We start from the raw sequence: 25,132 nt of genomic DNA on the forward strand, positions 1-25,132 counted from the left end.
CCTTAAACCGTCGCTGGACGACTCATTACCGCTTGCATCGTTTCGCCTTTCGCCTGAATCATCTGCATGATGACACTCATTAGCTCTTGGAAATCTTCCATTAGCTTGGCGATTTCTTCTTTAAGTTTGTCGATCACCGCTTGGCTAAGCGTCATCTTCGCCCTTAAATCTGTAATGTCAGCTTGGATTTCAGTTACATGCGCATTGTTTGCAGCATGAACGCTGTCCGTGGTCCCCTTGCCTACGTTAACAGTAAGGTCGACGGTCTCAGCACCGTAACGGATTGCCTTCGCGGTGGTTGTCGCCGCTTTAGAACCCATATCGGCAATTTTCGCCATGTTTGTCGCCGCTTTGGTTGCGATATCAGTGACTTTTTGCGCAATTGAACTTGCACTTTTCGCCGCTAACTTCGCAATACCACTCGCAGCTGCACCACCAAATGTAACTACAGCGCCAATGACGGCAGTCGCAATCTCTAACGCCATGACGACTTTATTAAGTATATCGACGTTAATTCCGGCCTCTTTCATCGCCTCTTGAACAGCAGGCTCTTGCAGAGTCATGTTGATTGCGCCCATCACGCCGCCTGCGATCATTAATGCGCCAGCTGCCGCACCAACACCCGTCGCCACCATGATTGCACCAACGACAATAGAAACCACAGCGCTAACCCAACCGAAGATCTTGGAAGCTAAGCCCGATTTTTGTGCTTCTTTCGCTGCCGCTTCAGACTCTTTGATCTTCTCTAGGTTTTCTGCCATTTCTTGTTCGTGCTTCGCTTTCGCTACCTTCACTTCCTGAATTTTGAGCTCGTTTTGAGCGCTTTTCAGTTTGTCTGTGATAGCAGCCAGTTCAACTTCAAAATCATCTGCATAACCTGAGATGATTTTCACTGCTAGCGAGCCCGTACTGTCGGCAACCGCGTGTAAAACCTTGGCAATTGAGTCTACGATTTTTTGTAGCTGCTCCATGGCTTTAAGCGTAAGGTCATTCACCTTATCGCTGACTGCGGCATTTGGTGCATCAAGCTGAACTTTTACCTTACCGGTGTTCAATGCTTCAGCATCTTTACCTTTTACGTTTTCAACGGTTACTGACGGCGATGCATGAGCAGCGGTCTTGTTAACCTTGTTTAACGTAGTTTGGTCAGAATCAGGCGTGTATACCTGACTCTGAATGCGGTCAAGTGCAATAGAATTCATATTCTAGTTACTCCTTTTGTTTCTCACCGCTTCTAACATGATGCCTGCTCGTTGATGCAAGTCTGCATACTCTGATTTCCCAGCAGACATCTCCTTCGCGCTGTAAAACCCACTCTCTGCTTCCGTCAATTGCTCAAGCTTGAGGTGACATTCTGCAGAGTGGAAAGGTGGGCGTGGATCATTTACGTCCACAAGCGCAGCGTAGCTGTAGGCGTCAAGCGCCTGCAGGTACTCACCCAGTTCCTGACGAGCCGCACCCAAACCAATGAAAAATCGCGCTTGATAGTGATCAAGCATGCTAAGCAGCTGAAATACCTTAGCGGCCTGCTCTATTTTGCCTGACTGGAAAAAGTTGTATCCAACCGCATAAATGTGCTCGATGGTGTTTGCTGATACATCGTGCAGCATTTTTAGCGTGCCCCCCTCTTCCAAAAATGAAAGGAGGTCCTCTGCTTGCATTTGAGATGGGTCAGTTGGCGCGTTTTGTGTAGTCATGGTTATTTATCCTTAAAGGGCTCGTAGGATTTCTTGTAAAATACTGTGGTACTTCTGAACAAATTTGTTCATCGCTTCAACGGTTGCGTTGTACTGAGAACTGGTGTCGTTTAACTCGGTCGTTTTAATCTGCACTTCATCGTTGAGCACTTTAGATTCTGCGGTGACAGAACTGGAGAAATTAGACAGCTTGTCCCCTTTGAAAGAGTCGCTTCCAACTTCCATTCCCTGTTTTACTAAAAAGTCTTTATGGTTGGTGATGTTGTTGTCTTTTAAGTATTTGTATTCAGGAGAAGCCTTAAACGCCGCGTCATTGTCGTAGCCAAAATCGCTGGCTTTAAAGTTGTTCGCTGAATCACCCGGCTTGTAAGTGCCATCAACACTTTGGGTCGAGTGTATTTTTGACTGAACGACACTAAACACTTTCAATTGGATCGTTAGATCTTCGAGTTGTTCTTTTTGCTCGTTACGCTTTTCAAGGCGGTCGACTCGGCGCTCGTTTAGAGCAAACAAGACGCGTTCATCAAAGCGGTCACCGATACTAGATTCAATCACCGACAGTAGGTCACGAGCGGTCAATGCGTGCTCGGCATTCACTTCTTTACTGCTCACTTCCTCTGGTGTGATTTTGCCCAAACGATCATTGAGCTTTTCTAGGTTCTCCATCATTTTTTTATGACGTGCAATGAAATCCGTCCCGCTGTCTTGGCCTGCGACTATTTTGTCGAAAAGGAGTCGGATATCTTGTGCGGTGTTTTGTTTAATCCGCTCAAGTTGCTCCGGTGTTGTTTGAGTGACCTGGACATCGAGCAAGCCGTTATAGAACGCATCGATCTGAGTGTTGATAAGCGCAATGGCTATATTGGAGAACAAACTCGATAAGGTGATCGCACTAGGATCCGATTTTATTCTCGCGATTTCAGCATCAAGGATAGTTTGCAGTTGAGCAACACCACCTGCGCCGTAAGCATTTTCAAACTGTCCTTTTACTTGTGTCGCTAAGCCATTTAGCGCATCGGTAAGTTCCTGCTTAGACATGCCTGGAATCCAAGCAATCTTGTTCGCCAAGGCCTGTGCATCATCGGTGCTGATGGTGATCCCAATGCTATTGAAAGAGGCAACAAGTTGAGCGGTAACAGCAGCTCTAAAGCTTTCTTCTGTTAAGAAGTAGTCTGAATTCTTAAGCTCATTAAGGTTGACCGAACCAAGATTACCAAAGGCATTTCGCAAGAACGGAATAGCACTCTCGCGAACCTCACTGGCACTCATCTGCACTGCCAGTGCATTTACAAACGAGCTAATCTCTGCCGTTGCTGCTTTAAGGGCGCTCGTATCTAAAGCTTCAATTTGCAGTGCTTGGTTACTCTGGCTTCCCAAACGGAAATTAGCGACAAAATCGGTCGGAAGCGAGCTGTCGACCTTGTCTTTTAGCTGTGTGCTAAACCAAGATTGGAATTGATGTGCGAGCGTAGTATTAACGCCCATCTCCACATCTTTAGGTGCGATCTGACCATTCAACGCTTGGTGTTGCAGTGACTGCATCCAATGCGCAGCGGTCTCAGCGGCAGCAGTCCCGGTAAAGGCATCTTGCTTCTTTAACAAGGTGTCCAATGAGTCTGCATAAAGATCCAAGCTTTCTTGTTCGGTGCGCCCAACGACCATAGGTAATTGGCGAATCAATGACTCCAATTGATTCGGGTCGATACGGGCATCGCTTAGAATGGTAGAAAGGGTCTTAACCAAACTCTGCTGGAATGCGATCTGAGAATCACGATTGGCTGTTGTATTGAGAACTCCGGTGATGGAGTTCATGGCTGTCATATCCGTCATGTAAAAACCTCTAGATCACCATGCCACGCATCATGGTCGGTCGCTTGCGCCTAGTGCCTTTGGTGCTCGCGGCTTGCGGTTGATGCTGTTGTTGTCTGCGGCGTTGTACTTCTTCAAGCAGCTCATGCTCTGCTTGCTTCATCAATTGAGGCGAAGCGTTTAACCCATCGAGCAGAATGTTGCCTGCTACCGGACCAACGCCTAATCCTTCGAGTAGTTCATTGAATACGTCAGTCCTGTCTTCTGCATTGCGAATAGCAAGTTCTGAGTTTTCAATGGTTTCAGTAAAGGGTTGCTTCATCTTGGGTCCTATCTTAAAGCGAAGCATCTCTGGGATGCTGTCAGTAACAGTCGAGAGTTTTTACTTTTTTCTCTTTTTAAGTGGGCGGTAATCACTGAGGCGCAAGAAGTACCAATCTTCTTGTTCATCATGGCTCGCCCCACAGGCGCGTAAGTAGAATTGTGCTAACCGATGGCTGCTCATGTTGCTACCTCGCAATACATCAACATTGCCACGAATAGCCCAGTCAAGCGGGTACAAACGGATGGCATGTTCTGCGAGCATAAATAGCGCGGAGAAAGGGTTGCTTAGACCTTGGTTTGGGCTGATTCTTCGCAGTAATACGATGATGATTTCGCCCTCTTCGACACGAAAGACTAGCTCCATCCCATCACATTCATAACGATGACCAAGTAAGATGGTACTTTTCTGCCAAAAGTAGGGCGTCACTTCGATGCCTGACGCCACTAGAGACTGAGTGAGAAGGCATTTCATCACATACCTACCCTGCCAAGCGGTTGAATATTGATTTGTTGCGTCAGCTCTTGGAACGACAACACCGGCAACTCGTAGTATTCAGATTCAATCAGTTTGCGTACGTAACGACGCACGTCCATCGACACCACCAGCACAGGCTTATTTGGCATGCGGCTTAAATCACCAATGGTTTGCTTAACGTCGCTGACAAATTGCTGAGTGACAGAAGGGTCAAGCGCCAAGTAACTGCCCGCAGAAGTCTGGCGAATACCGTTACGGATCGTATCCTCCAAACTCTGATCCAACAGATACGCTGGCAGCATGTTTTGACCGCTGGCGTACTTGTAACAGATATAGCGTTTCAAGCTTGAGCGGATATATTCCGTCAGCTGTACCACGTCTTTCTCCTTCTGACCCCACTCCACCATGGCTTCTAAAATCACTCGTAAATTACGAATAGAAATGTCTTCAGAAACCAAACGCTGCAGGATTTCCGTCATCTTTTGCAGAGGCACAATACGTTGCGCTTCTTTCACCAGTTCGGAATAGCTGCCTTCCATTTGCTCAAGCAGATAGCGGGTCTCTTGAATACCGATGAAGTCTTGCGCGTACTCTTTCAAAACGTGAGACAAGTGATAAGTCAGAATGCGATCGGGGGTCAGAAAGCCCACATGGCTGTTTTGCAGCTTTTCGTGATGACTTTGATCGACCCAAATGCTCGTAATGCCCGGCAGAAAGTCGTCGTCTTTTTCGTAAGGTACGCCCAGCAAATCAATCTGTTCATTACCTTCGGTCACCAGCAGTTTTTCGCTTTCAATTCGCCCGCGAGCTACTGGTACTTCTTGCAATTGAATCAAGTACTCGCCGTTACTCATTCCTTCGTTGAAGCGTAAGTGAATACCGGGGAACGGCACACCGAGATCGAGGTAAAGCGCGCGCCTGACTCGTGCAAGCTCATCGTTCAGAGCCACGGCTTCTAAACTCTCTTGTAAACGAGAATCCAAGTCGATGAGCAGCGGTACTGTCATCGCAAACTCTTCTTGCTCCCCCAACCTGCCTTTACTGTTGCGAGATGGCGTCGGTTTATTAGGCTTAGCCGCTGGCGAACCAGCACCTTGGGCGACAAAGCTAGGTAAATCAGAACTGTCGGATTCGCTTTGTTTTTTCTGTTGGTAGAACAAGAAGAAGCCACCACCGCCAACAATCGCAGCAAGAATCAGGAAGGTAACCTTCGGGAAGCCCGGAATAAGAGCAAACAAGATAAGCAGAACGCCACCAACCAACAAAGCTCTTGGCTGAGCAGTCACCTGACCACCAATATCTGAGCCTAAGTCAGAAGAGTCCTCGTTTGAAACACGAGTAACGATGATGCCGGCCGTGATAGCGATAAATAGTGCTGGGATCTGCGAAACCAGACCATCACCGACGGTCAGGATTGCGAACAACTCAAGTGCCTCAGAGGCAGACATGCCCTTTTGAGTCACACCGATGGTGACACCACCGAGAATGTTTACCACGATGATAATCAGGCCCGCGATTGAGTCGCCTTTCACGAACTTCATCGCACCATCCATCGAGCCATACATTTGGCTTTCTTTTTCGATCAATGAACGGCGGTGACGCGCCTCATGAACATCAATAACCCCAGCACGCATATCGCCGTCGATACTCATCTGCTTACCCGGCATCGCATCAAGGGAGAATCGAGCGCTGACTTCCGCAACCCTTTCAGAACCTTTGGTGATCACCATAAATTGAACAATGGTGATGATCAGGAAAACAACAATACCCACCACCAAGTTACCGCCGACCACGAAGTTACCAAAGGTATATACGATCTGGCCTGCATCGCCTTGCAGCAAGATAAGTCGCGTTGTCGTAATAGAAAGCGACAAGCGAAACAAGGTGGTGATCAAAAGCACGGCTGGGAATGCAGAGAATTCCAGCGGTGTCGTGATGTAGATAGCCAACATCAATAAGACGACCGCAATACTCATGTTGGTACCGATCAAAACGTCCACGAGTGCCGTAGGTAAAGGCAAGATCATCATAAAGACGATCGCAAGTAACATCACGGCAAGCATGATGTCTTTACGCTGTCCGACTTTGTTTAGAATATCGATCAACTTATTCATTTGATTCACTATTTAGAGATTGTAGATAACGTCGATGCGCGCGGCGGGCACCTTCAACATCCTGTTGTTTCCAGCGAGCTTGGCTTAGGCAAAACCACAAGCCCGCTTTATTTGAATGTTCGGTTTTCAATAAGCTTTCGCACAACTCGATTGAACGTGTGTATCGACCCGAATTCAGGCATGCCACTGCTAATGTTTGGCGAGCTTCTTGATGCTGAGGTTCGATTTCCAGCAGTGCATCAAGCAAGGTAATCGCTTGTTCCGGCTTTTGATATTGAACTTGGAGTGCAGCGTGGATAAGCAACAGCTCCACGTCTTTCGTTTGCAACATGGGGCTTAAACCTGAATCAGTAGATTCAACGCCATGGTGAGATAACGTTGGTCTAATTGGGTACTTTGCAGTGTTTCCAGTGCCTGATTGAGCGCGTGCGAACCATTTTTCTGCGCCAATTCCTGAAGCCGCAGCTGAGTGGTATCAAACTGTTGACGGTATTTGTCTGGGCGAAGTAGCTCCGAATGCGTCAACTTTGGCTTGGCAAGCGACATCAAGTACTGCTCAGAGGGGCGAAGCTCGTACAATTTCTCTAGGTGAGTCGCGATGGCTTGACCGTCAGGCAACAGTTGAAAGCGCTGTGGGAAGTCGTTTTCAACTTGTTCAAGTGAAACGTGAGTAAAGCCTTCAATACCAACGTTTAATGTACTGATGCGACTCATGAATCCGCCACATCTTTATGTAAACGAGCCAGTAGAGCGAACGCTTGTTCGATGGTTGGCAAGGTCACTTCATCCCCTTCAATTTGTGCAGAGAAGACCAGTGTCTGTTCATCCAGCAACCCAGTCTTAATGAGGAATGGCCAACCTTGACCTGCATGGCAAAAACTCAACGCCTTTTTAATCGGCTCATTCGACTGGTGCCAAGGCAGCGGTTTCGCCAGCATAAGAAACAGGCAGTCTTGATGCTTCTCGATATGCAGAGTACCGCTTTGTTCGAAGCTCAGTTGAACACGTCCTGCTGACGAGAAGTCCACCGCTTCAAGCCCCATTCCTCGGCAAAAATCATCCACTGACGCATCAATCCAATTCATCGTCCCACATTTCCTCTTCTTCTAAATCAATCGCTTCATCAAGCGCTTTTTGCACAGCTTGTATTAGGTTTTGTCGCTGTTCTTCGTCGTTAAATACATCAATTGGAATATGGCGAATCAGTTTGTGCAGTTCCCTAAAAAAGCTAATTCTTCGCTCCGTGGACGCCAACTCCATGGCGTTCACTAGGTTCCATATCTCGGCACTTCCAACCCAACGCTGTTCAACCAAAGCGATGACGTCTGACATCAAATCAGTAACTTGATAAGCCATAGTTTACCTGCTGAGGTTTGAACATCTGGTAGAGGTTGCTAACTTGGTCTTGAAGCGTATTCAACGTCTTGAGTTTTTGCATATCGGACATCAGAAGCTGAAGCTTAACGGAGTCAATATTGCTACCTTGAACGCTCAAATCTGCGCTCATGCCCTGCAACATAAAATCGACCGCCGTGGAGACCTCTTTTGCACCAAAACGCTCAACCACATCCTTGTATGCTGAGCCTAAACCTTGGTAGCTATGTACCGTGTCGCGATAGAAACCACGCAATTGGTGCAAACTGCTAAAGCCTTGCTCTTGGCTGTATTCATCCGCAAAGCTTGAAACACGAATTTCAGTATCAATCTGAGCCCAAGAGTCCGGGTTCTGCTCAAAGGTCAGAATGGCTTGGTCTATCAGCGCTAATAGGTTCTTACTTTCCGGATTGGCTCCGAGGAACTTTTTCACTGCTTGCAGCGCGAGGTACTGATGGCTCTTCTCTTCAGAGAATCCGTTGAGGTACGCCTGTAACTGAGCAATCGTTGATAAGTTGCCGCTTGCCATTTTGGTAGCAAGGTCTTTGATCTTTTGGTTCTTCTCAAGATCAGGCACTTTTCTTAGGTAATCAGAAACCAGCTCATGCGCTTCATTCACGCGAATGCTGCCGTCTTTCACTTTGCGTTTCGTGAGATCTTTTTCTGCTTTTTCTGAACCTAACGCCGTCAGCTCTTCCATTGCATCAAACAACGACTGAGTTGCATTGTGTACGCGGACAGTTTCACCTCGATAATTACCATTGACTGAGGCTCCCGTGCGGGAAGACTCAAGGTTACTTCGAATTGGCGCGTCAAATTTGTTGCCCGTTAAAATTTGGCTATTGATAGTGCTCATTGATTTGCACTCCTTCCTACAATATGGACGAATTATAGGAATTGCATTTTTAATCGGCTGTCAAAATCAGACGTGTTTTTTTAGGGCGTTTTAAGTTTTCTAAAAACTCCCGACCAATAGTCACTATAAATACGGCGCCATCCTTTCTATTCTCCCAGCATCAGTTATTGCGCATGTTTTCTTAAATTGAACGACTTCTCATACATCACCGAAACTCAACAATCGGCCATCAAGCAAACGCGTTTGATCCAAATCCGCGGTCGCGTGACTCAAGTGACTGGCACCATCATCAAAGCCGTTGTGCCTGGTGTTCGTGTCGGCGAGCTTTGTGAGCTACGAAATCCCGATCAAACCTTGTCGCTGCTTGCGGAAGTGGTGGGTTTTCAGCAACACCATGCGTTGCTTACCCCACTTGGCAACATGTTTGGTATTTCCTCCAATACCGAAGTGAGCCCGCTTGGAAAAATGCACGAAGTCGGCGTTGGCGATCATCTGTTAGGGAAAATTCTCGATGGCCTCGGCCGCCCATTCGATGGCTCTCAAAGCACTGAACCGAGCGCTTGGTATCCGGTTTATCGTGATGCGCCGCCACCAATGCAGAGAAAGCTGATTGAAAAGCCGATTTCGATGGGCGTGCGTTCCATCGACGGATTACTCACCTGTGGGGAAGGACAAAGGATGGGCATTTTTGCTGCGGCTGGCGGAGGTAAAAGTACCCTACTCGCCAAACTCATTCGCTCTGCCGATGTCGATGTAACCGTGCTTGCCCTCATCGGTGAAAGGGGCCGTGAAGTAAGAGAATTTATCGAGCACGACCTTGGTGAAGAAGGCATGGCAAGGTCTGTATTGGTTGTCGCAACCTCAGACCGACCAGCAATGGAACGAGCCAAAGCGGCGTTCGTTGCAACCTCCATCGCGGAGTACTTCCGCGACCAAGGTAAGCGTGTCCTGCTGCTGATGGATTCGGTGACGCGTTTTGCCCGAGCTCAGCGTGAAATCGGCTTGGCAGCTGGCGAACCACCAACACGACGAGGCTATCCGCCTTCAGTTTTTGCCGCACTACCAAAACTGATGGAACGTGCAGGTCAATCAGACAAAGGTTCCATCACCGCGCTGTATACCGTGCTTGTGGAAGGTGACGATATGACAGAACCGGTTGCCGATGAGACGCGTTCGATACTCGATGGTCACATCATTCTCTCTCGCAAACTGGCGGCGATGAACCACTATCCAGCCATTGATGTGCTTCGCTCGGCCAGCCGTGTGATGAACCAAATCGTCGATAAAACTCATCAAGCGTCCGCGGCTCACATGCGTGAAATGCTGGCCAAATATGAAGAAGTCGAACTGCTAATAAAAATTGGTGAGTACCAACACGGCGCCGACAGTCGCGCGGATATGGCCATCGCACAGGGAGATGATATCCGAGCGTTCTTACGCCAAGGCACGCACGAGCCAAGTGAGCTCGAAGAGACCGTCACGCAGCTGCGTGGACTTGCAGGCTTATGATCGAGCAATTGCTAGAGATAAAAAAAATTCGTGCCGACCGTGCCGATCGCGCGGTTCAGCAACAAGAGTATCGAGTCAATAACGCACGAGCCTCACTCCGAAAGGCGGAACAGTCTGTCGTTGATTATCGTCAATGGCGCGAAGAGGAAGAAGAACGGCGCTTTGCGAAAGCCAAACAGAAAACCGTCGTTCTAAAAGAACTTGAAATATTGCGGCAAGAAATCGCGCTGTTAAGGGAAAGAGAAGCCGATTTAAAACAACGAGCTGCAGAAGAAAAAAAGGCATTGGAACAAGAGAACCAGCGACTCAAGGAAAGAAAGCAAGAAGCTCTGGCCGCCCATAAAACCAAAGAAAAATTCATTCAATTAAACGAACAAGAAATCGCTGAGCAAGCACGCCAAGTGCAGTATCAAGAAGAGCTCGAACAAGAAGAGTTCCGCAGCGTTGTTGTTTCATAGAAGGTAAAGATGCGAGTCAAAAACGATCATCCAAACACAACTGAACGTCCGCAACAGGTTCAACAGAGGCCAGTCAACCAAATCTCAGAAGAGCTCGAATCTCGCTTTAATAATGCACTTAAGCCAACGCAAGCAGAGAGCGAACATGAGTCAGAGACCTCTCGCTTATTCGCTGCTGTATTGAACGCAGATAAGCTCGATGGCATGAAGCACAAAGGCAAGGTCAGCAGTGCTATTCCTGAGGCGGGGAAAGAGCAGATCGAGGGTGGCCAAGAGCACCCTGAAAACTTGAAAGATCAACCTACTAATGAGAAGTCAGACGCAGGTCTGCATCTAGAAAAGCCAAGTCACGATCTCTCAGAAAGAGAAACCGTGCAGGTAATGGACAACAAAGATAAAAACGAAGAGAGCCATAGCGAGGCTTCAGAGCGCCCTGCGAAAGAGCCACATTCAGATACTGGCAAACCCGTAAAACCACACCCTCTAATCGAGCAGTCGATAGGAAGTAAAGAAACGGATAAATCACAGCCGTTGGCTTCTAACTCTGCGGCAGAAAAAGACTCGAACAATAAGCAAGTCAGCTCGGTAAGCACGGCACCATTAGATAATGGTTTTTCTCGTGATCCTAAAATACCGATGACCAGCTTGCCTAACGCTCTAAAGGATCAGGTATTACCGATTCAGACTGACCAAGCCAATCTGCGGAACAAAACTGAGCCATCAACCGTGCAGAGTGTGCTGCAAGGTCAACTGCATAAATTGGATGCAGCGGCTCACAAACTCGCTCCAACCACAAAAGACGCTACTGCTATTGTGGACTCGAAAATTGTGGACTCGAAAGGCGCATTGGCCGCGCTTGAAGAGAAGGTTAAGCCGGTGAAGCACATCGAACTGCGTCATCCAAGTTCAGAGTCGGACGCTAAGTTTCACCCGACGGCCAACCTAAGCCAATCGACAGCGCAAGGCGACATCATCCTTAAAAACGTAGAGACACACGCACCCCAGAGCAGAACTCAAGACGTAAATGAATTGATTAATAAGTTAGTCGACAAGATCTACGTGTCTCTTCCTTCAGCAAACGAAAAAGAAGTTCGTCTGCTTCTTAATGAAGGTCAATTAAAAGGCGGCGAGATCTCCATCAAGCAGGACAGTTCTGGCTACAGCGTGCTGATTAAGCAAGAGCACGCTCTTTCGCTGATCAACCAAACGGCTAAGCAAGAGTTGACCGAGCGTCTGCAACGTTTAGGCATCGACCAACCGATTCGAATTGCAGTCAGCGAACAGATGAACCAACAACAAGACCAACAACGCTCACGACAACAACGCAGCATTTACGATGAATGGAAGCCTGAGGACGAATGATGATATTAGATTTCCCAAAGGTCGAACCTTCAAGCATCGCGCTGAGCAATCAACTGTGCGCAAAACAGTGCCACTTTCAAGATAGTCAGAGCAATAGCTTATCGGTCACGCTTGGCCAAAAACCGGAGTTTTCTGGCTATCGTTTAACGCTACTCATTGGTGGGCAAACCATTCAAATCGATTTCAGCGGTGCGCAATTACAGCAATGGTTACATAGCATTCTTGACTCGACGGCATTTGAATCACTGCCAAACTCATTGCAATTGGCGCTGATCAGTAGCCAAATTGAGCCCTACACCGACGTGATTAAGCGCTTATTTGGACAACTTCCGGTATTGAGCAAGTTGCAAGTTCATGAGCAGCCTACACAAGAAGAAAACGTGTTGATGCTCACCATCAATCGCAATGATGTCTCTCTTAGCCTGTGGGTCAATGAGGGTCGAGATGTGTTGATTGACACTCTGCCACAAGCGCCCTCTTATCTGAGCCAAAACATCGCACTGCCCTTCTGGTTGAGCTTTGGCAAAACGCGTTTGGCGCTCAGTCAATTTGAGCAACTGGCACTGGGCGATGTGGTGTTTTTCGATGATTGCTACATCGCGCAACACCAAGTGCTGCTTCAGGTCTCGAATCAGAACCTTTGGCGATGCCAACTCGACAATACGACACTCCATATCCAAAAAAAAGAAACCAATATGAACGATATCAACAGCTCTGAAGCACTGACCGACCACCAGCAATTACCAATTGAACTGACTTTCGATGTTGGTCAGCAAACCATTACTTTAGAACAACTTAACGCACTGCAACCAGGGTTTACCTTTGAGCTTAACCAACCAATTTCTAACCCAGTCACCATGCGAGCAAACGGAAAAATCATTGGGGAATGCGAGCTTGTGAACATCAATGAACGCTTGGGTGTGCGCGTTCTCGAACTGTTTGGCGGCAGTCAGGAGCCAGCATGATCCAGTTACCTGATGAACTGAACCTCATCGTCACACTTGCCCTTCTTGCTCTGGTTCCTTTCATTGCAATGATGGCGACCTCATTCGTTAAACTGGCCGTGGTTTTCTCTCTGCTAAGAAATGCACTAGGTGTACAACAGATTCCACCCAATATGGCCTTGTACGGATTGGCGATCATTCTGTCGATCTTCATCATGGCGCCTGTAGGGTTTGAAACCTATGACTACGTGACCCAGCACGAAATCTCACTTGAAGATTCAGAGAGCATCGAAGGTTTAATCGAAAGTGGATTGCAGCCGTATCGTGAGTTTTTAAAAAAGCACATCCGTGAAACTGAATCGGTCTTTTTTACCGATGCGGCAAGAACCTTGTGGCCACAAAAGTACGTCGACCGTTTAGAGTCAGACAGCTTATTGTTGTTGCTCCCCGCTTTTACCGTGAGTGAGCTAACTAGAGCGTTTGAGATTGGCTTCTTGTTGTACCTGCCATTTATCGCTATCGATCTGATCGTATCCAACATCTTGCTGGCAATGGGCATGATGATGGTCTCGCCAATGACCATCTCACTGCCATTCAAGTTGTTGCTCTTTGTGTTGCTAGACGGTTGGACCAAGTTGACCCATGGCCTAGTGCTCAGTTACGGATAATGAGGAGAGAAGCATGAATCCGGCTGAAATCATCCACTTCACCACTCAGGCTCTAACGCTTGTTCTGTTCTTGTCACTGCCGCCGATTTTGGTTGCGGCACTTGTCGGTACCTTGGTCTCTCTTGTCCAAGCGCTAACACAAGTACAAGAACAGACGTTAGGCTTTGTCGTCAAACTGATCGCCGTCATCATTACCCTATTTGTTACCACACAATGGCTGGGCGCCGAGCTGCATTCATTTGCCACGTTGACCTTGGATAAAATCCCGCAAATACGATGAGTTACGATGATTTGCACCAAGCCCTGTTCCTATACAGCTTGACGCTCCCTAGGTTAATGGCTTGCTTTATATTTTTGCCGATCTTAAACAAGCAAATGCTGGGTGGCACCTTGGTAAGAAATGGTGTTTTGTGCTCGCTTGCACTGTTTATCTTCCCAATGATCAACCAACAAGACCTGCCCGCAGAAACGGATGGGATTTGGTTGATGGTCATCTTAGGCAAAGAGGTGTTATTGGGTATGCTGATTGGCTTTGTTGCAGCAATCCCTTTTTGGGCTATTGAGGCAGCAGGCTTTTTGGTGGATAACCAACGTGGTGCTGCGATGGCAAGTATGTTTAACCCCACTCTCGGCTCTCAGTCAACGCCAACGGCCGTGCTATTGACTCAAACTCTGATCACCTTGTTCTTCTCCGGTGGTGGCTTTGTCGCTTTTATTTATGCGCTGTTTAACAGCTATGCGTCGTGGCCTGTGATTAGCTTTTTCCCAACCGTCACTGAGGAATGGGTGCACTTTTTCTACGCTCAGTTCGAGCAACTTATGTGGCTTGGCGTTTTGATGTCTGCGCCTTTGGTTTTAGCCATGTTCCTTGCCGAGTTTGGACTCGCGCTGATTAGCCGATTCGCCCCACAGCTGAACGTTTTCTCTTTAGCCATGCCGATCAAAAGTGCCATTGCCAGCGTGCTATTGATTGTTTATTTGGCATTGATGATGGACCACTTTCAAGCCCTTTTCTCTGAAATCGTACTGTTCAGAGAACAGCTCAATACCATTTGGTAATAACAGACAGGAAGAGCAATGAGCGGAGAAAAAACGGAACTCCCCACCCCGAAAAAACTTCGGGATGCCCGGCAAAAAGGGCAAGTCGCCAAAAGTCAGGAAGTCGTCTCATCGGCGTTAATCCTAGCCCTAATTGCCGTCTTATTTGCCTTTGCTGACTACTATATGTCGCACATCTCTGCCCTACTTTTGTTACCGAGTGAGTTGGCTTATCAAGGGTTTCAGGATGCGTTGCTTGACGTAGCCATCGCTATTGCCAAAGAAATGGTCTACCTACTAGCACCGATCCTGATCGTGGCGGCATTGATTGCCATCATGTCGAACATGGGGCAATTCGGCTTGCTATTTAGTGGTGAATCCGTCAAACCAGATATCAAAAAGATCAACCCCGTCGAAGGGGCGAAACGAATTTTCTCGCTAAAGAGCATCATTGAGTTTATTAAGTCAATTCTTAAAGTCTCGCTCCTTTCCTGCATCATTTGGGTAACACTGAAAGGCAACTTAAACACGCTACTGCAAATCCCGACATGCGGATTAGAGTGTGTACCGACCATCACCGGCGTATTGGTGAAACAACTCATGATCATCTCTTCCGTCGGCTTTATTGTGATTGCAGCTGCCGATTACGCTTACCAAAAGTTCGACCACACCAAGCAACTAAAGATGACTAAAGACGAAGTTAAACGCGAATATAAAGAGATGGAGGGCAGCCCGGAAATCAAGAGTAAGCGTCGTCAGTTACACCAAGAGCTGCAAGCTTCGAACCAAAGAGATAACGTTAAACGTTCGAATGTGTTGGTAACGAACCCAACCCACATCGCTATTGGTTTGTACTACAAAAAGGGCGAAACACCGCTGCCTGTGATAACCCTTAAAGAAACCGATGCGATGGCGAAACGTATGATCGCGATAGCCCACGAAGAAGGCATCCCTGTGATGCAAAAAGTACCACTCGCACGTGCTCTTTATGCCGATGGTCAGTTAAACCAGTACATTCCTAGCGATCTTATTGAAGCCACCGCCGAGATCCTGCGTTGGGTTGCGTCTCTTGAGCAGTCAGAGGAATAACGGGAAACGGATTTATTTTGTCTTTATAGGAACAGGCATTGGCACTGTTTTTTAAGGAATTTAACTGAACACAAAGGGAGCTTACGCTCCCTTTTGCTTTTCTTCTTAACTACGATTTAGCCGCGAGCTTTTAAACTCAACGGATTAAACCCAGCCTTCTGCTAAGTACATCAATCTTAACTGGCTTGGTGAGCCTAGCTTCTCTAACGCTGATAATTGCCCTTCACTCAGGTTCGGGCTTTTATCCAAGTACACTCGTCCGTTTTCTGCATCGAGAGGCAGTTTGTAGGTCAAGGTCTTATTGATGTCCTGTGCCTTACCTTGATCAATGGCTCGGACGGCTGGCATCAACCAGTCCCAATCTTCACTAAGCAGTTTCTTAAACGCACCATTCGCCACGGATTCAGTTTGACTTGGAGCATCTTCCACACTCAGTTTAAGCATAGGATCGACATCTGGCACCAAGTGTTCACTGGCTTCAGAGCCCAGCATCTTCTTGAGCGTTAAGCGCGCTGTTTCCATTTCCTGTGCTTCTTTCGGCGCTTGAGGAGACGTCATCGACTTGTCCTCTTTTGGGCCTAAATACGCCATCAAAGCACGTACTGACGCGGAATCTTGCATACTAAAGGTAAAGTCTCCTTTGCTGTTAGACACTTCGATACGTGGTAGCACACCAGACATGGGATCTTGACGAAACACCTCTTGAGCTTCGTTATTCAAACCATACGAGCCCGCTTGACCTGCCACAAAACCAGAACCACTGATTAAGCCTGATGCCGCAGCACTGCCCAATGCTTCTTTTGCAACAGGAAGCACACCCGCCGTCCCCACAGAGTTGACTCCAAAAGCACCAAGGCTGCCTGTAGCCATCCCTAATGTTGCTGTAACAGCACCTTCAGTCGACAAGGTGGCGTGTCCGTGTGCTAAGGCTTGTTGCATCGGCAAAGCAAGTCTCTGATCACGACCGGGCAGTTGCGCAATTTGATCCAATTGATGATGGTAAGCCTCTGCATCGCCATTTACCGCTGCTTTGTGCAACTCACGACCTGTCGCCACCAGCAATCCAACGCCCGGCAAGGCAAGGTTAATCGCCGCATTAACACCAGTACCTTTGAGCTTATCTTTTGCCATCTCAAGCAACTCTGCCCCAAAGCCGTCCATTTTTCCTGGATATTGATTTTCGATGCTCACCTGTAAGCGAGGATCGTGACTGATCGAATCAAACGTACCTTTGAGGTTTTCATAAGCGCTACCGTCAATCTTAACCTCCTCCAACAAGTTCACTACTTCAAGGATCTTTCGTTCCGTTAGTGGTTCACCTCGGTACCCTGATGGGCTGACAAGGGAGAAAGCTAACAGTGCCGTCTCTGGCTTTTCTTGTTTTAATAACGCCTGCTTTAAATCAAGATGAGTCTTAATATTTTCTTGAAAGTACTTTGGGTATTTTGAGCGCAGCAAATGTTCACTCACTGCTGCAAATTTTTGCCCTTTATGGAAGGTCGACGGCTCTTTTACCTTGCCACGCTTGCTGATCACTCGGTCATCTTTTTGCGCCGCAACAGAACGAAATTGGTCTAAGTTAGGAACCGGGCTTTGGCTAATTTTATTCGTTGGATTTACCATGGATGAACTCCTTAGACTCGAAGGGTCTGTACGTGAGATAGCTGTGTGTTGGGTAATGGAGTGATGTCTTGGTCTAGCATCGCAAATCGGGCTTGCCAGAGCTGAGCTTGCTCATTGAGCGCATGGAACCAAGTTGACAAACTCGCGGCATCTAAGTGCTCTATTGGCTTCCTGCCCGCGAGAACAAGCTGCCTGCCATTTGGAGCCAGCGACAGGGTTAGGCCCCCTTCAGCAATGGAGAAATAATTAGCATGAGCCAGAAGCTCAAGGCCTTTCACCCTCAGTTCACCACTTCTTTCGAGTCCGCCAAAAGCCACGGATAGAATAAGATCGTTGTTATCTGTCGCGCTAAAGTAAATCACGTAACGGTCATCAACTAATAACTGACAGCGACCTTCTTCAGAAAAGTTAAGTGGCGGTAGCTCATTTATCTCACAAAACTCATTTAATAGAACTTGTATTGTATTCATTGCAACTCCTCTATTTACTCTCTCTAGTAAAACGTAAATAGAAAGTTTGCGATGTCGAAATTAGCTTTTATTTTGTTGTTTTCCATTACCTCTCGTGAACTGCTGCACAAAATAATAGAAATAAACACTTAAATAAAACCTAGCGGAATGAATATAAAAATTCGTTTTAAAAAAGCTATTTAAAGATAAGAATCCGCCAATAAGTTTAATTGATTAATCCAAGGGTAAAACATCAAAACTATTAATGAAAAAACTTATTACTTCGGTTTCACACTTCAATGTTAATATATATAACTCACAACGAAAAAGAGCGACTTTCGTCGCTCTAAATATGGTGAGGAAATTTACTTAATCCCGTGAAGACTAAGCTCTGCACTTAAAGCAAGAGGCGTGAATGAATCGTTTCTCAACTCAGCAATCGCATACAGCATACGTCCCATACGACCGTTACCATCCGTGAAGCCATGGTAGCCAATCACACCAGCAAACAACTGTTTTCCAAGGTCTTTATCTGCCACTGAGTTTTCTTTCAAAAAGCCCTCTATGTGCTGTTTTAGCATGCCTTCACCACCAATGCTTGATGGAAGTGCGCCACCAGCCGTCGCTGGGCCTCGGTAATCTCTTTCAATATTCGGCACCGCTCGCGCATGAAGCTCTTTTAAGTTATCCATGTTCAGCAAGTCTTTATCATTGGCCGCGTATTCTTTAAGAAGCGCGGTAATATTATCAGCATCGTTTCCTTTCGAAGTCGATGCGTTAATGATCCAAGCCGCCGCGCGTTCAAGGTTGTTCGTCGTGCCCGTTTTGTTGAATTTCTCTTCCGCTAGCGAATCCGCATAGACACCCGAACTCAAGTCTTTGTTTGCCAAACCTTCAATATGTGCTTGTGCCGCTTTTAAGTTCTTAACCTCGGTTTCAAATACAACTTCCAAGCCCATCGCGGTATTTGGGTTGTTCTTCACGCCCATCGCACCGCCACCAAAAGCTTTAACAACTTTACCAGCTAATGCTTTTGTTGCACCCTCACCAATTTGTGACTTCAAGTCCTGTCCTGATTTCGTATCCAATAGCGCTTCTGACATCGCGCGCTCAGCCAATTGGTTAAGTTCACCACTGTCTGACTTAATCGCCTGAGCATCAAGTCGGCTAAAGGCATTTAACACATCGGCCGGCGTTTTAAGGCTGGCATCTTTAAACAGCATTTGACCGTGCTCAACAGAAGAACTGGTTTGCAAGCGCTGAGCTTGTCCAAGTTCATTATCGAATACCGATTTCGTAATCGCTTTCGCTACTGAGTCTGTGTTGCCTTCTCTAAATAGCTTACCCGTTGCTTCAAAGAATCGAGCGACTGCACTGTTACTTGGGTTTGAACGAACAAACTGCTGAGTATCTGCATCGACCTTATATTCCTTGCCACCCACATTGAGTTTGCCTTCATTGAGAATATCATTTCGCGCTTGCGGCATTGCGGCTTGTAGCGCACTTACGTTTCCAAAACTAATCATCATTTATACCCTTAGTGTGGCAAATTGAGCCGCATCTATTGTCTGTGTTTGTTCTTGCATCGCTTGCTCCTGCGGGCTTGCTGACAGCTTTAACCAATCAACAAATTGAGCAATCGACGTTTCAAAATATGTCTCGGTTAACATCGTTTGATGAATGTGAATAAAGCCGATGTAACCAGCATCTTCATCCCAACATACGTAGGGCTCATCTTTGGTTAATGCCGCCTTCATGTGTTGAAAATAAACATCGGGATGTGGTTTCTCACCGGAAATTAAGCCAATAAGCGTCAGCTTCTCTTCATTTGTTCGAAGTGTAATCGCCACTTCGTTATCAATAATTAAGCGACAACAGCCTTCTTCATCAAATTCCAGCGTTTCTATTTGGCAACGCTTTGCAAAGTCGTTTAGAAGGGTCGATATAAATCCGTTGACCATCTGGTTTACATTCCTATTTTTGTATTTACATCTCTGCGGTTTAGATAAGAACAGAGTATTGGCTGATGGAGTGATTATGCTGAATTCGGATGGGGGAATATGCTAGATATGGTCGGCTTTTTTTCATTTTAAGCCGTTTAGAACAAGGCATATGATGACCTAAAAAAAGCCCAGCATAGCTGGACTTACGGAGAACGAAAATAAACGCGTTAGGGCTGTATCTGCTGGCGTTCGCTCAATTGCTTGGTGATGGCATGCTTGAGTGCTTGTAGCTGCCCGTCGATGCTCGCATCAATAATACCGACCTCGGTCTCCAATATGCAGCCGCCGTTTTTTAAACGTGCATCGGCAATGACTTCAACGTACCCCACTTCAGGGAAATCACTGAGTATGGAGGAAACCTTCTCCCGCACTTCAGTAACCTGCTCTGGGTGTACGTGCAGAATCACTTGCTTCTGGTTACTGACAAGTTGGAGCGCCTCTCTCACGACACTTGCAGTGGTATCCACATCATCAAAGCTGTTGATGATCTTTCTGACAGCATCGAGCACAACACCTGTCATTTTTTGCTCGACCTGCAGATAGTATTCGTTGCATCGAGCAAGCGTTGCTAGCATGGTTTCTGCGTTCTCAATCTTCGCTTGATCGATGCCGTCCTGATAACCTCGCAGCCTCTCTAGTTCATAGGCTTCGTCCGCTTTCGCAATGATGCTTTCTGCTTTTGAGTGCGCCGCCTCAACCAAATGCTGCGAATCTAAGTAACTCACATAGTCTTTTGCTTTGAGCACTTTTAAGCCCGGCGCCAATTGCAAGTTGTCGGTTTTTATTTCAACAAATGAAACCATTGAGGAATTACCTGTTTTGCGATTTTCTTGATAAGTCGATATGCGAGATCGCGATGCGCGTCATCCAACCAATCTGCACTGTGATCCATCAGCGTCAGTTGACGATCGAGCTTAAACTGCCATCGTTGCACTAACTCTGATGGTGACTTCACCAGTAAGAACGTGACCCATAAATACCCCAGCTCTCGGGCTGTCTTTTCAAAGCTTTTTTCATCGAGACTGTTTGGCAGTGGCTTTTGCCAACCGCTAGGCCAGTTGGAAATCATCATCGGTCCTTGTTGGATCAAAAAACGCGTTTCATCCACCCCAAAGACCTGATTAAGACACTGTTTAGGTTGCTTTAGCACCACTTGGCGCATCGCTTGGCAATACATGATTCCGCCAATCATCAACAGTAGTCGGTTTGTTGCCTCTACAGGCAGTAAAGCCAGACTGTTGTATGGATGATTAAAAGCATGATCCGTAATTGGCGATAACGCCCAGTCTTCAATACACCACTGATTGATGGCCGCCTGTTCCCTCCAACCTCGGAGTTTTAACAGCCAAGGCTGTTTTTCCATTACCCAACTTTCGTCAATATAACTGCAAGGGCAATAGTTAAACTGATGCTGAATTTGGGAAGCCGGCGTTTCGGGATTAACCACGTTTCACATTCCTGCGGCACCAAGCAAACGTTGCTGCATTAGAGCCAATGATCAGTAGTACCAAGAAAACAAGGATTGCAATCAAATGGCTTGCGGTGTCTTTGGTCACTTGAATCGACAGAATGCTTTCGAATTGATTACCTTGAGACGTCACACGAACTTCCGAAGATGGCACCATCACCACGCTGATACGGTCGTAGTTCAACCCTTCGATGCTGTTGTTAACTAACAGCTTGATTTGAGGAACATAAGAATCCAACGCGACATCCGCAGCATGCTTGATAAATACCGAGGCAGAAGCTGGCGTTGGGCGCTCACCAGGACGAAGATTTTGGTCTTCAAGTACCACGTGAACGCGAGCGACCAACACACCATCAATTTGTGACAATGTGGACGATAACTCTTGCGATTTCGCGTAAATAAGTCTTGCTCGCTCGGCAAGCGGAGACGAAATCAGATCGTCTTTCGGGAAGACTTCTTTAAGTGTAGAGAACTGCTCTCTTGGGTAACCTTTGCGCTTAAGCGCATCAACCGCAAACGCAATTTGTGCGTTATCTACCATCAACTTGACGGTGTTGTCTTTATCCGGTTCTTTGGTGGCGACGACGCCTTCAGAAAGTAAGATTGACAACATTTCGTTGCCTTCTTTCTGGCTCACTCCGGTGTAAAGTTCGGTCTGACAACCCACCAAAAATAGAACCAGTAACATGCTTACTGCGCGCATTGTTTTTATTGTGATGACTGACTTCATTGTGACTACTGTGCCTTCAACAGTGTTTCTACGTTTTGCGTCGTTTTACCTACCGTCTTGGCGATCAGCTCCTCTTGAAAGGTAATTCGAGTCAACGCCCATTGCATTTGCAAAAGCTGAGCAGGATCGTCACCCACCATTTTCATGCTGTCGGTTAAACTGCTTTTTGCGTTATCGATGGTATTTTTCAGTTCACTAATGTTTTCTAACAAACCACCTTCTAAACCATTGTTTCCTTCCGGGGCCAACATCGCTTGCTCGAAACGTTCGCTAAGCCCATCCTGAGCTTGCGCATCTTGCACTTGCTCTAGATTCGTCTGCATGACTTCGGTGTACTGCGTATTGATCATCTGCGTTCCTATGAGAGCTCTAGTTTGTGGCTGTAAGTCAGCATGTTTTTGACCATCGAGTTGATTTGTATAACAAAGCTCAACTCTTCCCGAACCATGTCTAACAATGGCTCTTGATCAGGAATGTCTTTCAACTCGGCCCAGCTATGCCAAAGTGCTTGTTCTTTTTGCGCCCCCAGAGGGAAATGCTCAGACAGCAGCACTTTTAGCTCCTCACGGTCTTTTGGAGGATCGGCCAGCAAACGTCCAGAAAAGCTTCCCAGTAACTCTTGTTCGAGTGAAGCCAGTAATTCTGGAGACGCTTTATCGGTGCCTTTTACGCTTCTTTCCTGGCTAAGTGCATACCACAACGCCTCTTTCTGCTCGCTTGGAGAAGTAAGCGCTCCTTCAAGTGAGCGGCTAAGTGCCGTTGAGCTAAAGTTTCCGGAACTCTTGAGCGCTTCATACCACTCTTTAATTGCCGTCACTTTGGCCTCAGACTGAGAGACGATGTCCGTGCTTTTTTGCACTGGCGATGCGCTCTTGTTTGATGAATTGCTGTCTGATGCACTGTTGTCTGATGCACTTTCACTCATCAAACGATTCATCTTGTTTGCCTCGTGCAGATCAACTCTGGCTGGCTGCTGAACCTGACTGAGTACATAGTTGAGCGAGTTGTTTTCAACCTTCATTAAAGGTTCCTGATATCCTGAGAGAAGCTCGTTGCAAAGGCTTGGCTTTCTTCACTGCCTTTTGAAGCCATCGCCAGCCATGATTCCGCTTTACTCGCTAACCCTGCTTTACCCGCCGCCAGAGCCGCTAAGCAGACTAAGTCAGGAGAGTTCACGCACATCGGTTCAAGCAGGCGATGCGCCTCTTCATAGCGCCCACGATTCATCAAACTCATAGAGCGAATCATTGCCACGACTTCTTCGGTATCCCCTTGGGATTCAAGGCAAGACGCAATCGTCTCTGCCTCTTCGTGGCGATGCATACCAGTTGCCATCAAAGCCGTTTCGGCCAGCAGCAAACGCATGTCTTTTTCCATAACTTACACCTTCTGCAGAATCGACTGCATCACATCCTTGATAGCACGAGTCGTGGTCGCATTGATGTTGTAAACCACTGACCATTTGTTGATGGTGTGCTGCAATTCAGCCAGCTTCGATGGGTCATCAGCGTTCGTTTCTAAGTTTTTGATCGCTTCATTCACGGCTTCATTCGCCGCTTTTGCTTGTTCTTCTAGTTTCGCTTTAACATCATCGAGATAAACACTGTTACTCGCATCGTAAAATGACATAGGTATCGCCTCTTGTTTATTTATTGCATTCGACAGTTTCAATCACAGCTAAGGCCGCTTGATACGCCTCATGCTGTTTGAGTAGCAACTGATATTCTTGGGGAGCACAGCCAAGATCGAGCTGGCGCTTAACTGCAGATTGCGCTTGCTTGAACTTGAGGATAATTGCCTCTTTCTGTTCCTGCCCCGAGTCGCTTTGTAGTAGTTGTTCAAGATTTGTCATTGGTATTTCCACCTTCATACCCTAGATCGATCGTGATCACTCGCCCGCCTTTCACAAGCTCTATTCCTGCTGGGGTGACGCTAGAAATGCGATACCCTTGAGGGGTGCGTGCCCCAACCATGTAACGAACATTGTCCGTAAGAATCACATAAGGGACTTGACCGAAGTTCACGCTACGAAACGGAAAATCGATGTTGGTTCCCTTGCTTACTTTCGGAATGGACTTCAAAACCAAGTAAGGTTTCTCGCCATACTGCTCACGGAAATCCCTCGTAACGCCATAGAAGCGAGTGGTCTCGATGTCATCCAACTCACCGCGTACTTCAATACGATCGCCACTTGTTACTAACTGAACTTTCTTTAATAACTCAGCTTTTTCAAGCAAGGCTTTGAGCGTATCCATATAGGCGCCCGCTCTTTGCAGTTCGACCTTCCAAGCGACCAGCCCCGGGACATCACGCTCTAATATCTGCTCGACTTGGCTCCAACGGCTCGCATCATCAATGTACCCCGTTAAGAGCAGCGTGCCGGTCTCTTCACCATTTTCAACTTTGACTTGGTGATAACCGAGGTTACGCAAGATAAAGCGCACGCCGCGACGAATCTCTTCCATGGTTCGCAGGTCACTTTTGTAGTTGATCCCTAGCGCGTCAATTCTTCCCAACAGTTGCAGTTTTGCGGTTCTGTCTTCGACATACCCTTCCAGTACTGCTTGCCTTGCCGTGGCATTCCACTCAACTCGCACATCATCGAGCTTTAATTCGCTCAGAATATTGCGCACCAAAACGATGGGCTCCGCTTCAGTAATAGCATCGCTGTCGCTGGCTCGGATTTGGCTATACCAAACACCGGCAAATATCACACTTGGGATCAGGCTACACATCAAGCCGATCAAGACCGTTCTCTTCCAACCTGACGACGGTTTATGACTGACCGGTGCCACATGTTTATCCGCGGCTTCCGTCGTGATATCGATAACCAAGTCGTCTTCAAGATGTCCCACCGCAAAGTTTAAGCGGCCAACCGACACCAAAGCGTTACGCGATAATTCAAACCCATCAGCGTCAACGGTAACGCTCTCGTTATTGATCGAGACCTCATCGCAATCACGCAGTAAGACGGTTTCGCCATCGCATACCAATACAAGGTGACTCGCCTTGATGTCCGAATCGGTCAACACAAGATCGGCGTTAAAGTCATCGCTCCCCAACACCAATGAATCATTGGGTAAGGTCACCTCTACTCCGGCATGAACACCAGAGAGAATACGAATTTTCCATTGCTGCATTG

The 25,132-nt window shown here is 47.2% G+C and carries 32 protein-coding genes; 8 read left to right on the forward strand and 24 right to left on the reverse strand.

The window, feature by feature from the left end; genetic code table 11:
- Positions 1–2: 2 nt before the first annotated feature.
- Genes vopB through sctW form a run of 11 tightly spaced genes read right to left on the reverse strand, consistent with a single transcriptional unit; the run spans position 3 to position 8,649 of the window.
- Entirely contained in the window at positions 3–1,202 is a 1,200-nt protein-coding gene (vopB, locus tag ATB76_RS07180) for a type III secretion system translocon subunit VopB (protein ID WP_042600917.1), read from the reverse strand.
- Between the two features lie 3 nt (positions 1,203–1,205).
- Positions 1,206–1,697 carry a SycD/LcrH family type III secretion system chaperone VcrH gene (vcrH, locus tag ATB76_RS07185; protein WP_061034961.1) on the reverse strand — a complete coding sequence of 164 codons (492 nt, stop codon included), beginning with the start codon at positions 1,695–1,697 and terminating at the stop codon, positions 1,206–1,208.
- Between the two features lie 12 nt (positions 1,698–1,709).
- Complete coding sequence (locus ATB76_RS07190; RefSeq protein WP_061034962.1) at positions 1,710–3,527, reverse strand: virulence-associated V antigen; 1,818 nt, start codon at positions 3,525–3,527, stop codon at positions 1,710–1,712.
- A gap of 10 nt (positions 3,528–3,537) precedes the next feature.
- Positions 3,538–3,828: an LcrG family type III secretion system chaperone gene (locus tag ATB76_RS07195; protein ID WP_005426293.1), complete on the reverse strand. Its 291-nt coding sequence runs from the start codon at positions 3,826–3,828 to the stop codon at positions 3,538–3,540.
- Positions 3,829–3,888: 60 nt separating this feature from the next.
- Positions 3,889–4,302: an LcrR family type III secretion system chaperone gene (locus tag ATB76_RS07200; protein ID WP_038866895.1), complete on the reverse strand. Its 414-nt coding sequence runs from the start codon at positions 4,300–4,302 to the stop codon at positions 3,889–3,891.
- Positions 4,302–6,428 carry a SctV family type III secretion system export apparatus subunit VcrD gene (gene vcrD, locus ATB76_RS07205; RefSeq protein WP_104026284.1) on the reverse strand — a complete coding sequence of 709 codons (2,127 nt, stop codon included), beginning with the start codon at positions 6,426–6,428 and terminating at the stop codon, positions 4,302–4,304. Before vcrD ends, ATB76_RS07200 begins: the two co-directional genes overlap by 1 nt.
- Positions 6,412–6,750: a type III secretion system chaperone VscY gene (vscY, locus tag ATB76_RS07210; RefSeq protein ID WP_038875758.1), complete on the reverse strand. Its 339-nt coding sequence runs from the start codon at positions 6,748–6,750 to the stop codon at positions 6,412–6,414. Before vscY ends, vcrD begins: the two co-directional genes overlap by 17 nt.
- Before the next feature lie 5 nt (positions 6,751–6,755).
- Positions 6,756–7,133, reverse strand: a complete 378-nt coding sequence (vscX, locus tag ATB76_RS07215) for a type III secretion system protein VscX (RefSeq protein WP_038875761.1) — start codon at positions 7,131–7,133, stop codon at positions 6,756–6,758.
- On the reverse strand, positions 7,130–7,504 hold the full coding sequence (sycN, locus tag ATB76_RS07220; RefSeq protein ID WP_038875764.1) for a type III secretion chaperone SycN: 375 nt from the start codon (positions 7,502–7,504) through the stop codon (positions 7,130–7,132). The genes vscX and sycN overlap by 4 nt, the downstream gene beginning before the upstream one ends.
- Positions 7,491–7,775 (reverse strand): TyeA family type III secretion system gatekeeper subunit, encoded by a 285-nt coding sequence (locus tag ATB76_RS07225; protein WP_061034963.1) that lies wholly within the window; start codon positions 7,773–7,775, stop codon positions 7,491–7,493. Before ATB76_RS07225 ends, sycN begins: the two co-directional genes overlap by 14 nt.
- Complete coding sequence (gene sctW / locus ATB76_RS07230) at positions 7,756–8,649, reverse strand: type III secretion system gatekeeper subunit SctW (RefSeq protein WP_061034964.1); 894 nt, start codon at positions 8,647–8,649, stop codon at positions 7,756–7,758. Before sctW ends, ATB76_RS07225 begins: the two co-directional genes overlap by 20 nt.
- A gap of 186 nt (positions 8,650–8,835) precedes the next feature.
- Between sctW and vscN the strand changes: the two genes are divergently transcribed.
- The 8 genes from vscN to sctU are packed head-to-tail and all read left to right on the forward strand — an operon-like array spanning position 8,836 to position 15,717.
- A complete protein-coding gene (vscN, locus tag ATB76_RS07235; RefSeq protein WP_038875771.1) occupies positions 8,836–10,158 on the forward strand; it encodes a SctN family type III secretion system ATPase VscN in 1,323 nt (440 codons plus the stop codon).
- Positions 10,155–10,616: a YscO family type III secretion system apparatus protein gene (locus ATB76_RS07240; RefSeq protein ID WP_005528941.1), complete on the forward strand. Its 462-nt coding sequence runs from the start codon at positions 10,155–10,157 to the stop codon at positions 10,614–10,616. Before vscN ends, ATB76_RS07240 begins: the two co-directional genes overlap by 4 nt.
- Positions 10,617–10,625: 9 nt before the next feature.
- Positions 10,626–11,978 carry a type III secretion system needle length determinant gene (locus ATB76_RS07245; RefSeq protein WP_061034965.1) on the forward strand — a complete coding sequence of 451 codons (1,353 nt, stop codon included), beginning with the start codon at positions 10,626–10,628 and terminating at the stop codon, positions 11,976–11,978.
- The gene (gene sctQ, locus ATB76_RS07250; RefSeq protein WP_061034989.1) at positions 11,978–12,943 is read left to right on the forward strand and encodes a type III secretion system cytoplasmic ring protein SctQ; all 966 of its coding nucleotides are present in this window, start codon (positions 11,978–11,980) and stop codon (positions 12,941–12,943) included. Before ATB76_RS07245 ends, sctQ begins: the two co-directional genes overlap by 1 nt.
- Positions 12,940–13,590 (forward strand): SctR family type III secretion system export apparatus subunit VscR, encoded by a 651-nt coding sequence (vscR, locus tag ATB76_RS07255; protein WP_038866882.1) that lies wholly within the window; start codon positions 12,940–12,942, stop codon positions 13,588–13,590. Before sctQ ends, vscR begins: the two co-directional genes overlap by 4 nt.
- Before the next feature lie 13 nt (positions 13,591–13,603).
- On the forward strand, positions 13,604–13,870 hold the full coding sequence (gene vscS, locus ATB76_RS07260; protein WP_005426136.1) for a SctS family type III secretion system export apparatus subunit VscS: 267 nt from the start codon (positions 13,604–13,606) through the stop codon (positions 13,868–13,870).
- The gene (gene sctT / locus ATB76_RS07265; protein ID WP_045424042.1) at positions 13,867–14,649 is read left to right on the forward strand and encodes a type III secretion system export apparatus subunit SctT; all 783 of its coding nucleotides are present in this window, start codon (positions 13,867–13,869) and stop codon (positions 14,647–14,649) included. The genes vscS and sctT overlap by 4 nt, the downstream gene beginning before the upstream one ends.
- Positions 14,650–14,667: 18 nt before the next feature.
- Positions 14,668–15,717, forward strand: coding sequence for a type III secretion system export apparatus subunit SctU (sctU, locus tag ATB76_RS07270; protein ID WP_061034966.1), 1,050 nt, complete (start codon positions 14,668–14,670; stop codon positions 15,715–15,717).
- Positions 15,718–15,861: 144 nt separating this feature from the next.
- On the opposite strand, the gene ATB76_RS07275 is transcribed toward sctU, so the two are convergent.
- From ATB76_RS07275 to sctD, 13 genes are all read right to left on the reverse strand, one after another.
- Positions 15,862–17,340 carry a hypothetical protein gene (locus ATB76_RS07275; RefSeq protein ID WP_038866874.1) on the reverse strand — a complete coding sequence of 493 codons (1,479 nt, stop codon included), beginning with the start codon at positions 17,338–17,340 and terminating at the stop codon, positions 15,862–15,864.
- A gap of 11 nt (positions 17,341–17,351) precedes the next feature.
- Positions 17,352–17,810, reverse strand: coding sequence for a CesT family type III secretion system chaperone (locus ATB76_RS07280; protein ID WP_061034967.1), 459 nt, complete (start codon positions 17,808–17,810; stop codon positions 17,352–17,354).
- Positions 17,811–18,154: 344 nt separating this feature from the next.
- The gene (locus ATB76_RS07285) at positions 18,155–19,315 is read right to left on the reverse strand and encodes a VopS family T3SS effector adenosine monophosphate-protein transferase (protein WP_061034990.1); all 1,161 of its coding nucleotides are present in this window, start codon (positions 19,313–19,315) and stop codon (positions 18,155–18,157) included.
- 3 nt (positions 19,316–19,318) lie between these two features.
- Complete coding sequence (locus tag ATB76_RS07290; protein ID WP_038875787.1) at positions 19,319–19,750, reverse strand: CesT family type III secretion system chaperone; 432 nt, start codon at positions 19,748–19,750, stop codon at positions 19,319–19,321.
- Between the two features lie 209 nt (positions 19,751–19,959).
- The gene (locus tag ATB76_RS07295; RefSeq protein ID WP_045409727.1) at positions 19,960–20,595 is read right to left on the reverse strand and encodes an HrpE/YscL family type III secretion apparatus protein; all 636 of its coding nucleotides are present in this window, start codon (positions 20,593–20,595) and stop codon (positions 19,960–19,962) included.
- The gene (gene vscK, locus ATB76_RS07300; protein WP_061034968.1) at positions 20,574–21,239 is read right to left on the reverse strand and encodes a SctK family type III secretion system sorting platform protein VscK; all 666 of its coding nucleotides are present in this window, start codon (positions 21,237–21,239) and stop codon (positions 20,574–20,576) included. Before vscK ends, ATB76_RS07295 begins: the two co-directional genes overlap by 22 nt.
- Positions 21,232–21,963, reverse strand: coding sequence for a type III secretion inner membrane ring lipoprotein SctJ (gene sctJ, locus ATB76_RS07305; protein ID WP_010646247.1), 732 nt, complete (start codon positions 21,961–21,963; stop codon positions 21,232–21,234). Before sctJ ends, vscK begins: the two co-directional genes overlap by 8 nt.
- 32 nt (positions 21,964–21,995) lie before the next feature.
- Positions 21,996–22,340: a type III secretion system inner rod subunit SctI gene (sctI, locus tag ATB76_RS07310; RefSeq protein ID WP_005426285.1), complete on the reverse strand. Its 345-nt coding sequence runs from the start codon at positions 22,338–22,340 to the stop codon at positions 21,996–21,998.
- A gap of 8 nt (positions 22,341–22,348) precedes the next feature.
- Positions 22,349–23,011 (reverse strand): YopR family T3SS polymerization control protein, encoded by a 663-nt coding sequence (locus ATB76_RS07315; protein WP_061034969.1) that lies wholly within the window; start codon positions 23,009–23,011, stop codon positions 22,349–22,351.
- A complete protein-coding gene (locus tag ATB76_RS07320; protein WP_061034970.1) occupies positions 23,011–23,367 on the reverse strand; it encodes a YscG family type III secretion system chaperone in 357 nt (118 codons plus the stop codon). The genes ATB76_RS07315 and ATB76_RS07320 overlap by 1 nt, the downstream gene beginning before the upstream one ends.
- A gap of 3 nt (positions 23,368–23,370) precedes the next feature.
- The gene (gene sctF / locus ATB76_RS07325; RefSeq protein WP_005426103.1) at positions 23,371–23,619 is read right to left on the reverse strand and encodes a type III secretion system needle filament subunit SctF; all 249 of its coding nucleotides are present in this window, start codon (positions 23,617–23,619) and stop codon (positions 23,371–23,373) included.
- Between the two features lie 16 nt (positions 23,620–23,635).
- The gene (locus ATB76_RS07330) at positions 23,636–23,842 is read right to left on the reverse strand and encodes an EscE/YscE/SsaE family type III secretion system needle protein co-chaperone (RefSeq protein WP_039975158.1); all 207 of its coding nucleotides are present in this window, start codon (positions 23,840–23,842) and stop codon (positions 23,636–23,638) included.
- A complete protein-coding gene (gene sctD / locus ATB76_RS07335) occupies positions 23,829–25,130 on the reverse strand; it encodes a type III secretion system inner membrane ring subunit SctD (protein WP_061034971.1) in 1,302 nt (433 codons plus the stop codon). The genes ATB76_RS07330 and sctD overlap by 14 nt, the downstream gene beginning before the upstream one ends.
- Between the last annotated feature and the right edge of the window lie 2 nt (positions 25,131–25,132).

The sequence above is a fragment of the Vibrio sp. MOR3 genome, assembly GCF_001557775.1.
Classification (GTDB): domain Bacteria; phylum Pseudomonadota; class Gammaproteobacteria; order Enterobacterales; family Vibrionaceae; genus Vibrio; species Vibrio jasicida.

What these genes read in the sequence shown, in the direction of transcription:
- vopB (WP_042600917.1), bottom strand. Translation starts at nt 1,202, where the DNA reads ATGAATTCTATTGCACTTGACCGCATTCAGAGTCAGGTATACACGCCT.
- vcrH (WP_061034961.1), bottom strand. Translation starts at nt 1,697, where the DNA reads ATGACTACACAAAACGCGCCAACTGACCCATCTCAAATGCAAGCAGAG.
- ATB76_RS07190 (WP_061034962.1), bottom strand. Translation starts at nt 3,527, where the DNA reads ATGACGGATATGACAGCCATGAACTCCATCACCGGAGTTCTCAATACA.
- ATB76_RS07195 (WP_005426293.1), bottom strand. Translation starts at nt 3,828, where the DNA reads ATGAAGCAACCCTTTACTGAAACCATTGAAAACTCAGAACTTGCTATT.
- ATB76_RS07200 (WP_038866895.1), bottom strand. Translation starts at nt 4,302, where the DNA reads ATGAAATGCCTTCTCACTCAGTCTCTAGTGGCGTCAGGCATCGAAGTG.
- vscY (WP_038875758.1), bottom strand. Translation starts at nt 6,750, where the DNA reads ATGTTGCAAACGAAAGACGTGGAGCTGTTGCTTATCCACGCTGCACTC.
- vscX (WP_038875761.1), bottom strand. Translation starts at nt 7,133, where the DNA reads ATGAGTCGCATCAGTACATTAAACGTTGGTATTGAAGGCTTTACTCAC.
- sycN (WP_038875764.1), bottom strand. Translation starts at nt 7,504, where the DNA reads ATGAATTGGATTGATGCGTCAGTGGATGATTTTTGCCGAGGAATGGGG.
- ATB76_RS07225 (WP_061034963.1), bottom strand. Translation starts at nt 7,775, where the DNA reads ATGGCTTATCAAGTTACTGATTTGATGTCAGACGTCATCGCTTTGGTT.
- sctW (WP_061034964.1), bottom strand. Translation starts at nt 8,649, where the DNA reads ATGAGCACTATCAATAGCCAAATTTTAACGGGCAACAAATTTGACGCG.
- ATB76_RS07240 (WP_005528941.1), top strand. Translation starts at nt 10,155, where the DNA reads ATGATCGAGCAATTGCTAGAGATAAAAAAAATTCGTGCCGACCGTGCC.
- ATB76_RS07245 (WP_061034965.1), top strand. Translation starts at nt 10,626, where the DNA reads ATGCGAGTCAAAAACGATCATCCAAACACAACTGAACGTCCGCAACAG.
- sctQ (WP_061034989.1), top strand. Translation starts at nt 11,978, where the DNA reads ATGATATTAGATTTCCCAAAGGTCGAACCTTCAAGCATCGCGCTGAGC.
- vscR (WP_038866882.1), top strand. Translation starts at nt 12,940, where the DNA reads ATGATCCAGTTACCTGATGAACTGAACCTCATCGTCACACTTGCCCTT.
- vscS (WP_005426136.1), top strand. Translation starts at nt 13,604, where the DNA reads ATGAATCCGGCTGAAATCATCCACTTCACCACTCAGGCTCTAACGCTT.
- sctT (WP_045424042.1), top strand. Translation starts at nt 13,867, where the DNA reads ATGAGTTACGATGATTTGCACCAAGCCCTGTTCCTATACAGCTTGACG.
- sctU (WP_061034966.1), top strand. Translation starts at nt 14,668, where the DNA reads ATGAGCGGAGAAAAAACGGAACTCCCCACCCCGAAAAAACTTCGGGAT.
- ATB76_RS07275 (WP_038866874.1), bottom strand. Translation starts at nt 17,340, where the DNA reads ATGGTAAATCCAACGAATAAAATTAGCCAAAGCCCGGTTCCTAACTTA.
- ATB76_RS07280 (WP_061034967.1), bottom strand. Translation starts at nt 17,810, where the DNA reads ATGAATACAATACAAGTTCTATTAAATGAGTTTTGTGAGATAAATGAG.
- ATB76_RS07285 (WP_061034990.1), bottom strand. Translation starts at nt 19,315, where the DNA reads ATGATTAGTTTTGGAAACGTAAGTGCGCTACAAGCCGCAATGCCGCAA.
- ATB76_RS07290 (WP_038875787.1), bottom strand. Translation starts at nt 19,750, where the DNA reads ATGGTCAACGGATTTATATCGACCCTTCTAAACGACTTTGCAAAGCGT.
- ATB76_RS07295 (WP_045409727.1), bottom strand. Translation starts at nt 20,595, where the DNA reads ATGGTTTCATTTGTTGAAATAAAAACCGACAACTTGCAATTGGCGCCG.
- sctJ (WP_010646247.1), bottom strand. Translation starts at nt 21,963, where the DNA reads ATGCGCGCAGTAAGCATGTTACTGGTTCTATTTTTGGTGGGTTGTCAG.
- sctI (WP_005426285.1), bottom strand. Translation starts at nt 22,340, where the DNA reads ATGATCAATACGCAGTACACCGAAGTCATGCAGACGAATCTAGAGCAA.
- ATB76_RS07315 (WP_061034969.1), bottom strand. Translation starts at nt 23,011, where the DNA reads ATGAAGGTTGAAAACAACTCGCTCAACTATGTACTCAGTCAGGTTCAG.
- ATB76_RS07320 (WP_061034970.1), bottom strand. Translation starts at nt 23,367, where the DNA reads ATGGAAAAAGACATGCGTTTGCTGCTGGCCGAAACGGCTTTGATGGCA.
- sctF (WP_005426103.1), bottom strand. Translation starts at nt 23,619, where the DNA reads ATGTCATTTTACGATGCGAGTAACAGTGTTTATCTCGATGATGTTAAA.
- ATB76_RS07330 (WP_039975158.1), bottom strand. Translation starts at nt 23,842, where the DNA reads ATGACAAATCTTGAACAACTACTACAAAGCGACTCGGGGCAGGAACAG.
- sctD (WP_061034971.1), bottom strand. Translation starts at nt 25,130, where the DNA reads ATGCAGCAATGGAAAATTCGTATTCTCTCTGGTGTTCATGCCGGAGTA.